Below are 12,144 nucleotides of genomic sequence, written 5' to 3'. Positions count from 1 at the left end.
CACCATCGCGCGAAGTTCCGCGTCGTTGGCAATTTTTTCTACGATGATATCTTGTGCACCTTTAAGCGCATCTTCGTATGTTTGGATTTTTGCAGTTGGATTCAAGAAAGCTTTCGCTTTCATTTCCATGGTGGCGTCGTCTTTCAACGTGCCGTGCCCCATGTCCCAGATCCAGTTTGCCAAAGGCTCCAAGCCAGCTTCGCGGGCAATAGTCGCTTTGGTCTTTTTCTTTTTCTTGAATGGTTTGTAGATTTCTTCCAACTCACCCAAGTCCCAAGACATCTCGATGCGTTTTTGAAGTTCGGCAGTCAGATTGTTCTGCTCGCCGATCTCTTTGATCAAGAATGCTTTACGCTTGACGATTTCGTTGTAAGTTTCGTGACCTTCGATCACAGCGCGGATTTGAACTTCGTCCAAATTGCCTGTTTTCTCTTTACGGTAACGAGCGATGAAGGGAACTGTCGCGCCCTCAGCCGCAAGTTCAATCACTGCTTGTGCTGACTTTGCCGGAACTGTTGGGACAATACGAGCCAAATAACTCTGAAGAGCCTGATCCATAGAACCTCTAGATTTATTGGAAATATTAGAAATTAAATCTTATTTGTGACGGAACATGATCAGACCATGAGTTGGATCGTAAGGTGATACCCCTACGCTCACTCGGTCTCCCACAACCACACGAATATTAAAACGTCTCATTTTTCCGCAAAGTTTTGCGTTAATGATCGCCTTATTTTCGAGTTCGATCTTGTAAAGACCCCCCGCTAGGGCGTCGATCACTTTTCCGTCAATTTGTACTAAATCGTCTTTTGCCATGCACGTAAATTTCTAGGTCAGTTTGGCGGACCTTGCAATAGAATTCTGCGTTATGTAGCAGGTTGATAGCTGTCCATCGTACTGCGCTGACGCAGCAACACAGTAGAATCTGAACTAGCAGCCCGCTATGACAATTTTCTATTGCTGATCAGCATACGTTTTCCGTCTTCAAATAAAACCTCAAGGCGGTCATATTCGTTAGACAGAATAAAGCCCCATCCGAAAGTCTTATGCTCGATCGGAGTTTTCGCTTCATATTGAGAACCAATATTGTATGGTGGAGCTTTCATGGATTTATATTTCTCATGAAGATCGACCCACTTTGCTTGGTCTTCAGACATTCCTGACTTATCAACCTTAGTCTTCTTCTCTTTTTTAGGAGCTTCGACTTCAGCTTCAACAACTTTCGCGGCTTTTTTATCAGCCTTTGCAGGTGCTGGAGCTTTTTCTTCCGCAATAGGTTTTGCAACCTTCGCTTCTTTAGCAGGTTTGACTGGTTCCGCTTTCGCAGCCTTCACAGCAGGAGCTTTAACAGGAGCCGGTTTTTTAGCCGCAGCCTTTGGAGCTGCCGCTTTCGGAGCGGGTTTCGCTGGAGCTTTCGCCGCAGGTTTTGCCGCCGCCTTAGGAGCAGGTTTCGCCGCTACCTTTGCCGGTGCCTTTTTTGCTTTTGCCGCAGGTGCTTCCTTTTTCGCAGCCTTCTTAGCCATCTCAATTCCTCTCTTCACGATAAGGTGAGAAATGATCGAAAAGTTATATAAACCAGATCTAACCTATTACACAGTGTCTTGACAGCAAAAAAATAATGGGAAAGTGTTAGCGCGAGGCATCACTATGATAACAGCTGAAGTAATTGTCGATCTAATTAAGAATCTTCCAACCCCAGATCTCACTCACACATCGGGATCTTTGCAAGCGGTGGCGACGAAAGTTCTTCCACCAGAACTTGCTGATAAAGAAACTTTAGTCTTTGTTTCTAAGATGGAACAACTCGAGACTGCTTTGAAGGCACAAGCTCCGATCATCGTGGCCCATAAGTCTTTAAGCATCCCACAAGATGTTCCAGCAACAATGTTTTCAACTCCGAACGTTCAGCTGGCGATGGCCGCGATTTTGCCTCTTTTCGATGGTAAAATGAATCGCTTCAATCAAGAGCAAAAAATCCACCCAACGGCATGCATCCACGAAACGGCTCATTTGGGCGAAAACGTGTGCGTGGGTCCATTTGCCGTGATTGGCGAGCACGCGCGCGTCGGAAATTACGCAACGATCGGCTCTCACGCGGTGATTGAGCCTTTTGCACAAATCGGCGATCACACATTGATTCACCCTCAAGTGTTTGTAGGTGCTCACTGTGAGGTTGGAGCACACTGTGAGCTTCACCCCCATGTGACTATTGGAGCTGACGGTTTTGCCTTCGCCCCTACTCGCGAGGGTGTCCACAAGAAAATCCCACAAATTGGCAAAGTCGTTTTGGGAGACTGGGTCGAGCTTGGCGCCAGTGTCACCGTAGACCGTGCCGCTTTGACTGAAACACGCATCGGCAAAGGCACTAAGATCGACAATCTCAGCCACGTCGCGCACAACGTCGTAATCGGAGAGCATTGTGTGATGGCGGCAGGCTTTAAAGTTGCTGGTTCGACTAAGATTGGCAATCACTGTATGTTCGGTGGCGACTGCGTGGTCACAGATCATGTTACCATCTGTGATAAGGTCATGGTGGGCGGACGCAGCGGCGTTTCCAACGACATCACAACTCCTGGCGCTTACGCTGGTTATCCGCTAGAACCTCTTCGTGACAACATGAAGACTCTTGTTTCCATGCGCCATATCACTCGCATGAAAAAAGAAATTTCTCGAATCGCTAAACATTTGGGAATGAAAGAAGAAGAATAGACCGTTCGTTACGAACATTTTCTAGGAGACACCATGACTTATGAATTTTATAAAATCCTTCACCTATCTGGCTTGATTTGCTTGTTCTTTGGCTTCGGCGGCCTTCTGGTTGCAACATACGCAAAGGTTCAGCTGACAGGTCCTGCACGTGCAATGGCCTTCGCCACTCATGGTATCGGTCTTTTATTCCTTCTTTTCGGCGGCTTCGGCATGCTTGCGAAATTAGGCATCATGGCTCATTTGCCGGGTTGGGTGATCGCTAAAGTCGTGATCTGGATTTTCATGGCGGCAGCAATCTCTATCGTGAAGCGTAAAGGCTACATTGGCTGGCCTATCGCCATCTTGCTAATCGTTTTGGGCGCAACAGCCGCGACTCTTGCGATCAACAAACCGTTCTAATTTTTAGATTTGAAATTTTAAAAATTAAAAAGCCCACTTCATCGGTGGGCTTTTTTTTATTTCTTAGCCGCTGGAGCTGACGCAGGTGTCGCGGGTCCCATACTTGAAGACTGACAATAACGATATTGCTTCATCAGTTCGCGAGTTTTCTTAGCACCTTGAATATCGCCACCACGTTTCTTATTCCAATCATCACTGCGAATCGTTCCCCAGTAAGTTCCCTCTTGGCCCTTTGAAGTGGGAGTCATCAACGTGTCGCGATTTTCCAATTCTTTGGCAAGTAAGTTCACAGCACACGAGATGTTTTCATTCGGATTATGCAGATCACGGGCACTTGGGCACACACGACCTTCTAGCTGGAACAAACCAATCGCCGTTCCATTCGGAGCATTCGGATTGTCACTCTTTGGATTACAAGTCGATTCGGAAGAAGCCATGGACATCATCGTCCACACCCAGAAAAGCTCGCGCTGATTTTTATTCATCTTGGGATAATTTGGACACCACTTAGTGATGTCATCAGGAACTTTTTGACCAAAGGATTCTGGTTTGTCTTTGATCAATTGCAAAGCCCAAGAGCCCCAAGGGCCCATCTTACCATCTTTGTTCATGAACTGATCACAGCCTTGAGCAAATTTGCCACTGGCATCTTTACCGATTTCTTTTGAAAGATCCAAGTCCACGTCTTTTTCGTAAACATAGCCTTCATCTTCACGGGCTTTCCAAGCCGCATCCATCACTTGATAAGAAGTCTTCTTAAGCTTCGGAGCTTGCGGCATCGGTGCCACCTGTTGCTTCAACATCAATGGGCAATATTGGAAAAGCAATTGAATCGCCATTTGCGCTTGCAGCTGCTTCTGCAAAGTCGCCTGAGCCGCCTCTTGTTGAGCTGCGATATTCGCCGTCTGCGCCTGCATTTGAGCCACATAAGCATTGAAGTTCGCCGTCGCTGCATCAATCGACAATTGCGCCGATGCCGGAAGAGCCAGAATCGACAGAGATAGAATGACAATGCTATAGAAGTGTCTCATTGGAAGACTTATCGGGGTTCCCTCAGATTTCTAAAAGAATTCCAAGGGGAATCGACTCCATAATTGGTCGGGCACGAGGAAGGCGGCGAAAATCTAGACTTAAAACTGGAAATACTTTGCCAGACTGGGTTTCGTGAATCCAGGTAAAGAATGACCAGTTCCATAAAAGAAAAAAGCCCTCGATAATGAGGGCTTTTTTTGGGGTTTATATTTCGACTTCGCCAAAGCATCAAGAGTTGCCTCAGTCGGCACTCCCATCGAAGCTGCCACTCTGTCAACTTTCACCGTCTAGAACATCGAGTATTTCAAGAAACGACACTCGATATTACCATTGAAGACAAAGAACTTACGAGTCGATTTCAATTTCAAATCAGCGATCAACTCTTTGTTGCCTGAAAGAATCCAAGCATCCCAACCTTTGAATCTGTGCTTCAAAGTGAAGCTTAAATCGCGATACACATCGCGAAGATTGTCTTCATCACCGATACGCGCACCATACGGAGGATTCAAGATGATCAAACCTTTTTCAACCGGTGGCTCAACAGTCGCCACAGATTCTTTTTTGAATTCAATCACGTCATCGACGCCAGCGCTTTTCGCATTGTCTTTCGCACTTTTCAAAACGCGATTGTCGATATCGAAACCATAGAATTTAAATGGAAGCTCTTCTTTTTCAGCGTCCATCGCCTCTTGAACTAGGTTTTCCCAAGTCTCTTTTTCATAAGACATCCAGTTCATGAATGCGAATCTCTTACGATGAATACCAGGGGCTACGTTCTTTGCCATCATCGCAGCTTCAATCAAGAAAGTTCCTGAACCGCACATGAAATCAACCAACGGAGTTTGGCCATCCCAGTCAGCAAGTTTGATCAAACCCGCAGCCAAGTTTTCTTTCAACGGAGCTTCCCCTGTTTCTTTGCGATAACCGCGCATAAACAAAGAATCACCCGAAGTATCGATCGCTACGTTGAATTGATTTTTTACTGCGCGAACATGGATGCGCAAAGCAGGACGTTCATTATCAACGTCAGGGCGCACACCAAATTTTTCGCGGAATTGGTCAACAACAGCATCTTTGATTTTCATCGCAACGAAACGTTGATCGCGCATTTTCGATTCCTTGATCGTAACGTCGATAGAAATCGTCTGTGTTGGTTTAATATATTTCGTGTAATCGTGACGAAGAATCTGTGTGTACAACTCTTCCGGCTGATAAGCTGTGAAATCCAAAATAGGTTTCAAGATACGACTTGCCAAGCGCGATTGAAGATTCGCTTTGTAGCAACCTTCCCAGTTGCTTTCAAAGTAAACGCCACCGTTTGTTTTATCGGTAACTTTCAATCCTAGATCTTTAAGTTCTTTTTCTAGAGGTTCAACAAGACCGCGTGCAGTCGACGCAAAAAATTCAGGCATGGGCTTTCCTTTCTGTTTTTAAGAAAGCCCAGTCCCAACCGCCGGGCTTCCTATACCGCCCGGCTTAAGTTGCTTCAGCTTCTGCCCCTGCGGGCGTCAGCTCTGCCAGCTTGCGCTGCTTAAACTTCGCGATATTGTGGTCCACCGCCCCCTTCAGGAACGGTCCACTCGATGTTTTCGAATGGGCACTTAATATCACAAGTCTTACAGTGAATACAGTTTGTATAATTGATTTGTAGGTCTTTCTTACCAGGCTCTTTTGTAGACGGAACCATCTCATAAACAGAGGCTGGGCAGAAATGATTACAAGGTGATTTGTAATTTGGCTCACATACCGAGCGACAGATATCGCCATCTTTCAAGATAAGGTGATTCGGGGAATCCTCGTCGTGCATAGTGCCCGTCAAATAAACACTCGAAAGCTTATCAAAGAAAAGCTGACCATCAGCCTTAGGCAACTGACCCAGTTGTTCTTCAAAGCCGTTGGGTCCCCAAACATCGATAACCTTCTCAGTCGTCTCAGCATCCGTATGTGCGATTGGCATAGGATCTTGAAGACCGCGGCCACCCGTAAGCTCTTGCAACGCCAGTTCAGGCATAGAAGCCACAATGCCCTTGCTAAGCGCTTGGTGGAAGTTGCGGACTTTGTAGAGCTCTTCCTTCACATAGCTGCCATGCAAACGAGTTTCATAGCCTTTTGTGATTTCTTCGTTGAACTCGGCACCTTTTGTTAGACCATCCATGATAGTCTCTGCCGCTTGCATCCCTGACTTCATGGCCAAGTGAATGCCTTTAAGCTTTTGCACGTCAACCATGCTTGCCGAGTCACCGCAAACCATGAAGCCATCGCCATAAAGTTTCGGCATTGAATACCAACCACCCGCAGGCAATGTCTTACCACCGTAAGCAATAACTTTTCCGCCCTTAAGCATTTTTTGAAGGAACGGATGAGTTTTCAATTTTTGCAATTCACGGTGTGGATCAAGCAATGGATCTTCAGAATCAAGATACGCCACCAAACCCACGATGATTTTATCGCCCGGCAAAGTGTAGATGAAAGTACCACCGATAGATTTAGAAAGAGGGAAACCCATTGTATGGATCACTTGTCCCGCTTCCACAGTGCCCGCAGGCATTTGGATGATCTCTTTCACGCCTTCTTCAAAAACTTCTTTATTTTTGCCAGCGCGAAGATTCAATTTTTCAGAAACTTTTTTGAACAAAGAACCGCGAGTTCCTTCTGCAAAAATAGTAACTTTAGATTTCAAGATCAAACCAGGCTCGAAGTTGCCTTTTGGATTGCCGTTTTTATCACGACCTTTATCGCCCGTACGAACTCCAACGATTTTATTGCCTTCATACAAGGCCTCTACAGCCGCAAAGCCCGGGAAGATGTTGATTCCCTTTTCTTCACACTTGGAACCCAACCAGCGATTGAATTTGCTAATTGAAGTGATGTAGTTGCCTTCGTTATGGAATGGCGGCGGAGTGATTGGAAGTTTGAAAGAATAATCAGAACCTAGATAATAAACCGCATCTTTTTTAACTTCAGTATCAAGAGGCGCGCCCTCTTCCTTGAAGTTTGGAATAAGCTCGCGCAATGCCTTTGGATTCAAAACCGCACCTGAAAGACTGTGTGCGCCGACTTCAGAGGCTTTTTCGATCACAACGATCATTTGCTCAGGAATCGGCTGGCCCTGTTTTTTTCCAGAGGCAACGTCTTCATTATGTTGTTGAATTTGGTTTTGCAAATGAAGGGCGCAAGAAAGACCCGCAGAGCCACCGCCAACGATCAAAACATCGACGTCCATAGTTTCACGAGTTACACCTTCAGGTAGTTGATCATAAGACATTACGTAATTCTCCTAAGTAACAATTCTATCTACACTTCTGCTTCGCAGAAGTAGTTGCTTCAGCTACCGCTCTGCCCGCGTCTGCGGAGTTGCTCCAGCTTGCGCGACTGCCGTCGCTCCAGCACTGCCCGCCCGGCGGGCTATTCCTCCGCTGGCTCTTCGTTGCCTTTGACTTCGGCTTGCGGAGCCAACTTACGCACTGGGGTTGCAACTTGAGCTTGAACCTTCAAGTCACCTTCATCACGACCACCAGGATACGCGCGCTTTTTCACGATTTGCGCGATCTCTGCTTCTTTCGCCTCATCGTACTGACTGCCCGCTAGGACCTCGTCCGCCGCAAAGGCTTTGAATCCTACAGAGGATAACACAAGCAAAACTAAGAAAATTCGCTTCATATAAATCTCCCGGCCTATCAGTAAGGCCGAATATAAAAACCAAATGAGAATGTGTCATTGAAATAGTGCAAAAGTTTTAGGTATTAGGCAACCAGCCATTAGCCAATAGGAAGACGTCTGTGATCTTTCATCGGAATCTGACGACGAACGCTGTCAATACGCTCACGAGACAGCGTCGTAACAGCAAAACCCACCGTGCGTTTTTCTACCTGACCAACGACGACTCCCCACGGATCGACGATCATCGTGTGACCATAGGTTTCCCTCATTGCTCCAAGATTGCTTTGGTGCGTTCCACCTTGGGCGCTGGCCAGCAAATAAGACTGACTCTCAATCGCGCGGGCTCGAAGCAAAATTTCCCAGTGAGCCTCGCCTGTTTTTACCAGAAAAGCGGAAGGCACTAGGATCACATCAACTTCTTTTCGCGCATATTGCGAGAACAATTCGGCAAAGCGTACGTCATAACAGATCGTCTCGCCGATACGCCAACCATCGACATCTATGATGCTGGGTTTTTGCCCGTGACGAAACACATCGGATTCTCTAATGGCCTTTTGCCCTTCGAGCTGGATATCGAACAAATGCATTTTTTGATAAGTCGGTTTCACGTCTCCAGTCGGTGAAATCAAAACTGATGAATTATAAAGATGCCCCCCGACAAACAAGGGAACAGAACCTAAATGCAGATAGGTATCGTATTTTTTTGCTTGTTCAGCCAGACGGGAAAACGCTTTGTGCGAAAGGGAAAATCCTTCGATCTTCTCGCCCTCTTTGATTCGCATGTAGAGACAGTTTTCAGGAAAGCCCACGAAACGGGGCTTCTTCGCAGATTTGAAAATTTCCTCGAGTAGAGCCTCGATCTGCATCAGATTGGCGTCGACATCATCGACAGAAGTCATTTGCGCGACCGCAACCACCAATTCTGAATTCATAGAAGCTCCTCGACTCGATCCTTGTTGCAAGCTCGGCAGGAATTATTCGTCAGAAATCACAGTGGATGTACGCGCTTCTTTTACTTCACGACAAGTCCACTTTGCTTCTTCTAATGTCTTTCTTACGCCTGCAATATACTCTTCACAGGAGTTTTGATTTTGGCTTAAGCCGATCGTCTGATCAATACCCTGTTTTGTATAAACAGCTTTGCATCTTTGATCAGCGGCCTTCTCGATGCGCAATGTTCGGACTATTTTATTGTGCTTACACAATACGAGTGAGTCGCCAATGTCAGCGAACGATACAGACGAAAAAAAAAGCACTGTCATCGCCGAGGCGAACAGTGCTTTTTTAGTTTTATCTACAGAGATTTGGTCTCTTTTCAAGCTGCTCTCCTGTTTTCAAATGGGGTTTACGTTAAGTCCATAAACCCTCTTTGATTTTACGCAGCTACGATCGAGACTAAAATGAAGAGATCACCTGTGAGACCAAATTTAGACTTTATCTTAGGAAGATATTGCCTAGGTCTTCTGCGCCCTTAATTCTTCAGCACAAAGTCTGTGCTAAAGCCGAGGACTAAGCAGATTTAGACTTAGATGCTTTCTTAGAAGTCTTTTTCTCTTTAGAAGCTGCTTCAACCAATTTCACATTTGAATAATCGATGAAGCCCTCTTTTTTCAAGAGACCGTCTTTTTTATCGTAGTGTGTTTGTACTTTCACACCTTGAACTTGGACTTTCATAGCAGTAGCGTTAACCGCCAAAACTGCACCTTTTTTACCTTTGTCAGCGCCAGAGATAACTTGAACTGTCGCGCCTTTTTTGATTTTAAGTTTCATCTGAAAGCCTCTTATTTCTTAGTGCTGATTTTCTTTTTGATTCTCAATTTAACAGCAGCAGCTCTTTTAGAAAGTTTTGAATCATCCGCGTTAAGGATGTAGTTATCAAAACCGCCCATGTGCTCCATGTCACGGATCGCGCTAGTCGCGATTTGCAATCTAACCATTGCGTTCAAAGTACGGCTAAATAGGCGTTTCTTTTGAACATTTGGTTGAGCTGTTGATTTTGTTTTAATGTTGGAGTGAGACACCAAGTTCTTAACAACAGGGCCTTTTCCAGTAATTTCGCATCTGCTCATTCTAAGCTCCTCTAGCTCTCGTCTTTATACTTTAACGGCGGACCTTATATTAGGCCCTGGATACAAGTCTGGGAGACCCGCTTCCAAAGCTTTTCCAAGCTTCAAAATCAATATGGACGCCGCAAACAAGAAACAACCATATAAAGTAAAAAGACACTTGCTGGCAACTCTTTTTTCTTGTACACACAATAACTCGCTAACCAAAAGGAAATCAAAAAGGGAAATACCTATGAAAAAGACAACTCGTAGCAAATACAGACAAGAATTCTCTGGCGACCACGTTTTCGATTATAAAGATCCAGCATCTTTGACTCGTTTCATCGGCGATGGTGGCAAAATCACTCCTTCTCGCATCTCTAAACTTTCAGTAGCTCAACAAAAACGCGTTGCTGCTGCAGTTAAGAAAGCTCGTAACTTGGCTTTGCTACCTTCTGGTACAGACTCTTACGACACTTTCTCTCGCGCTGAAGCTATTTCTCCAGTTCCATTCGAGATCTAATTAGATCTGATTCGAATAGGATTTCCTTCTGGGGAAGCAGCTACAGGTGAAGAGCCCGTAGAAACAAAAAAAGCCGGTCCAAAGCCGGCTTTTTTATTTTGTTCGATGGATCCTTTAATTCCAAGCTACTTTTGAGCTCTCGAATTTCTCCACCAAGCCCAAGCCGTGGCAAACATCATCACCAGGTAACTTTTGCTCGAATATAAATGCAGAACGGGCCCTGGGATTCCAATAAAAGCCAACTGATCAAAGGGCACTCCCCAGTTGAAGATTCTTAAGCCCAATATAGGTAATGCAAACAGGGTCCAAAACTGAAGAACCCCCACAAACCAGACTGTCTCCTCAAAGCCCTTACGACGGATTTCTAACGCCATCATAACAACCGGCAAACCTACAAATAGGCACCCAGCAATAGTGGCTGCGACCTGACGGTCTGGAATAAATTTAAAAATAAACATCACCGCAATGATCACGATGAGTTCCGCAAGTAGATATCCAAGATAGACGTTTCGTCTCATATCCAGGAAGTTAGTCTAACCAAGGGGACAACTCAAGACGAGGAGCGCCTCAAACCCTATCAATTCATTCTTGCCCGCAAAACATCCGGCCGCCGCCTTGCAATAGCGGCTTTCCATCAAAACAACCACTTCGAAAGATCGAAGAAAATCACAAGGGGCCGTTATGAAAAAAGAAATGCAATTGATCGAACAACTGAAGCACTTTGGCTTGAACTCTTCAGAGTGGACTTTGGAGCGTATCCACTCTTTAGGATATGTGATTCGCAATAAGATGGATCAGAGTTTTTCGTTTTATGGAAAATTGGAATTTAAAAACAAACGCCCGGTTTGGAAGTCTCTCGAGCTTGTTTCTATCTAATAATTGTCACAACGAAGGGAAAAGATACTGCGATTGAAAATGTCTAACTCACTCATGACCACCGTGGCTTTTCTTGGCTCGACGGCCGCCACGGTTGGATCTGTAGAAACAGGAACCTCTTCCCCTGGAAGCTTTCCAAAAATTTTGCCACGAAGATTATTCCATGCCTCTTCACCGTTCGCGCGAATATAAATTCCCTTCACACGACAGAAAACCGCAAGATCACTTTCTTGCATCCATCCAAATTTCTCTGGTCCTGGCTCTGGAGGTTTTACGCCCCAAGCAAGACGGGCCATCAATTCAATACCGTCATTCAATGTCGAAGCTATCTCTTTGACCGAGTAAAGTTGGGTCACACATTCCGAAGATCCCTTGCCTACATCTTCAGCAACTTGCTTTAGAATCGAAAAGTACTCGAAACAAGATCCTGCGCTGTTACCAATTTGACAGGATTCCTTTGCTCGAGAAAGTGCTGGCGGCATCACGTTCTTATTCACCTTCGACGGAAAAATGCTCCCCTTTTCGGTTTCGCGAAGCGCCTCTTCTTGAGTGTCACACACCGTGTGCGGCGGGCTTGAAAGCATGAAGACACCAATCGCTACGAGAATTGCCAATAATGCGAGCACCGGTTTAGGAAGCGATTCAATTAGTTTTTCCATGATGTAAAAAAGGATACTTATGTTCTGCGTTAGAATCTACTAGTTTGACAAAACGACCTTTAATTATTAATTTCCTGATCTCTGTCGGGGAGTAGCGCAGTCTGGTAGCGCATCTGGTTTGGGACCAGAGGGTCGTAGGTTCGAATCCTATCTCCCCGACCAATTTATTTTTTAAATCAAAACCCAGTGGAAACACTGGGTTTTTTGGGTTCTACGGTTCTACGGTTCTACGGTTCTACGG

General features: G+C 45.5%; 17 protein-coding genes and 1 tRNA gene. 5 read left to right on the top strand and 13 right to left on the bottom strand.

What is annotated here, in order from left to right; genetic code table 11:
* The 3 genes from VF412_RS07005 to VF412_RS06995 form a co-directional block, all read right to left on the bottom strand.
* On the bottom strand, positions 1–558 hold a 558-nt coding region (locus VF412_RS07005; RefSeq protein ID WP_331338507.1), incomplete at its 3' end, for a Tex-like N-terminal domain-containing protein.
* 39 nt (positions 559–597) lie between these two features.
* Complete coding sequence (infA, locus tag VF412_RS07000; RefSeq protein ID WP_088616707.1) at positions 598–816, bottom strand: translation initiation factor IF-1; 219 nt, start codon at positions 814–816, stop codon at positions 598–600.
* 125 nt (positions 817–941) lie between these two features.
* Positions 942–1,523, bottom strand: coding sequence for a hypothetical protein (locus VF412_RS06995; protein ID WP_331338506.1), 582 nt, complete (start codon positions 1,521–1,523; stop codon positions 942–944).
* Positions 1,524–1,647: 124 nt separating this feature from the next.
* On the opposite strand from VF412_RS06995, the gene lpxD reads away from it, so the two are divergent.
* On the top strand, positions 1,648–2,709 hold the full coding sequence (gene lpxD, locus VF412_RS06990) for a UDP-3-O-(3-hydroxymyristoyl)glucosamine N-acyltransferase (protein WP_331338505.1): 1,062 nt from the start codon (positions 1,648–1,650) through the stop codon (positions 2,707–2,709).
* A gap of 33 nt (positions 2,710–2,742) precedes the next feature.
* The gene (locus VF412_RS06985) at positions 2,743–3,108 is read left to right on the top strand and encodes a hypothetical protein (protein ID WP_331338504.1); all 366 of its coding nucleotides are present in this window, start codon (positions 2,743–2,745) and stop codon (positions 3,106–3,108) included.
* Positions 3,109–3,164: 56 nt separating this feature from the next.
* Here VF412_RS06985 and VF412_RS06980 read toward each other — a convergent pair whose 3' ends face one another.
* The 8 genes from VF412_RS06980 to rpmB all read right to left on the bottom strand — a co-directional run bounded on the left by VF412_RS06980 (position 3,165) and on the right by rpmB (position 9,869).
* Complete coding sequence (locus tag VF412_RS06980) at positions 3,165–4,139, bottom strand: hypothetical protein (protein WP_331338503.1); 975 nt, start codon at positions 4,137–4,139, stop codon at positions 3,165–3,167.
* 288 nt (positions 4,140–4,427) lie between these two features.
* Positions 4,428–5,552, bottom strand: coding sequence for a THUMP domain-containing class I SAM-dependent RNA methyltransferase (locus VF412_RS06975; protein ID WP_331338502.1), 1,125 nt, complete (start codon positions 5,550–5,552; stop codon positions 4,428–4,430).
* 119 nt (positions 5,553–5,671) lie between these two features.
* Positions 5,672–7,405: an electron transfer flavoprotein-ubiquinone oxidoreductase gene (locus VF412_RS06970; protein ID WP_331338501.1), complete on the bottom strand. Its 1,734-nt coding sequence runs from the start codon at positions 7,403–7,405 to the stop codon at positions 5,672–5,674.
* A 140-nt stretch (positions 7,406–7,545) separates the two neighbouring features.
* Positions 7,546–7,800, bottom strand: a complete 255-nt coding sequence (locus VF412_RS06965) for a hypothetical protein (RefSeq protein WP_331338500.1) — start codon at positions 7,798–7,800, stop codon at positions 7,546–7,548.
* 98 nt (positions 7,801–7,898) lie between these two features.
* Positions 7,899–8,732 carry a carbon-nitrogen hydrolase family protein gene (locus VF412_RS06960; protein ID WP_331338499.1) on the bottom strand — a complete coding sequence of 278 codons (834 nt, stop codon included), beginning with the start codon at positions 8,730–8,732 and terminating at the stop codon, positions 7,899–7,901.
* A 42-nt stretch (positions 8,733–8,774) separates the two neighbouring features.
* Positions 8,775–9,119: a hypothetical protein gene (locus tag VF412_RS06955; protein WP_331338498.1), complete on the bottom strand. Its 345-nt coding sequence runs from the start codon at positions 9,117–9,119 to the stop codon at positions 8,775–8,777.
* A gap of 190 nt (positions 9,120–9,309) precedes the next feature.
* Positions 9,310–9,570: a KOW motif-containing protein gene (locus tag VF412_RS06950; RefSeq protein ID WP_331338497.1), complete on the bottom strand. Its 261-nt coding sequence runs from the start codon at positions 9,568–9,570 to the stop codon at positions 9,310–9,312.
* Between the two features lie 11 nt (positions 9,571–9,581).
* Positions 9,582–9,869, bottom strand: coding sequence for a 50S ribosomal protein L28 (gene rpmB, locus VF412_RS06945; RefSeq protein ID WP_331338496.1), 288 nt, complete (start codon positions 9,867–9,869; stop codon positions 9,582–9,584).
* 229 nt (positions 9,870–10,098) lie between these two features.
* On the opposite strand from rpmB, the gene rpsR reads away from it, so the two are divergent.
* Positions 10,099–10,368, top strand: coding sequence for a 30S ribosomal protein S18 (rpsR, locus tag VF412_RS06940; RefSeq protein ID WP_331338495.1), 270 nt, complete (start codon positions 10,099–10,101; stop codon positions 10,366–10,368).
* Positions 10,369–10,493: 125 nt separating this feature from the next.
* On the opposite strand, the gene VF412_RS06935 is transcribed toward rpsR, so the two are convergent.
* Positions 10,494–10,886: a hypothetical protein gene (locus VF412_RS06935; RefSeq protein ID WP_331338494.1), complete on the bottom strand. Its 393-nt coding sequence runs from the start codon at positions 10,884–10,886 to the stop codon at positions 10,494–10,496.
* A gap of 163 nt (positions 10,887–11,049) precedes the next feature.
* On the opposite strand from VF412_RS06935, the gene VF412_RS06930 reads away from it, so the two are divergent.
* Positions 11,050–11,244 carry a hypothetical protein gene (locus VF412_RS06930; protein WP_331338493.1) on the top strand — a complete coding sequence of 65 codons (195 nt, stop codon included), beginning with the start codon at positions 11,050–11,052 and terminating at the stop codon, positions 11,242–11,244.
* On the opposite strand, the gene VF412_RS06925 is transcribed toward VF412_RS06930, so the two are convergent.
* Positions 11,241–11,903, bottom strand: coding sequence for a hypothetical protein (locus VF412_RS06925; RefSeq protein ID WP_331338492.1), 663 nt, complete (start codon positions 11,901–11,903; stop codon positions 11,241–11,243). The genes VF412_RS06930 and VF412_RS06925 overlap by 4 nt on opposite strands.
* An 85-nt stretch (positions 11,904–11,988) precedes the next feature.
* On the opposite strand from VF412_RS06925, the gene VF412_RS06920 reads away from it, so the two are divergent.
* Positions 11,989–12,065, top strand: a tRNA-Pro gene (locus VF412_RS06920).
* Positions 12,066–12,144 lie beyond the last annotated feature (79 nt).

The organism is Bdellovibrio sp., assembly GCF_036384735.1.
GTDB lineage: Bacteria > Bdellovibrionota > Bdellovibrionia > Bdellovibrionales > Bdellovibrionaceae > Bdellovibrio.
The sequence above is the reverse complement of the archived record's forward strand: the minus strand, read 5'-3'. Positions and strand labels throughout refer to the sequence as shown.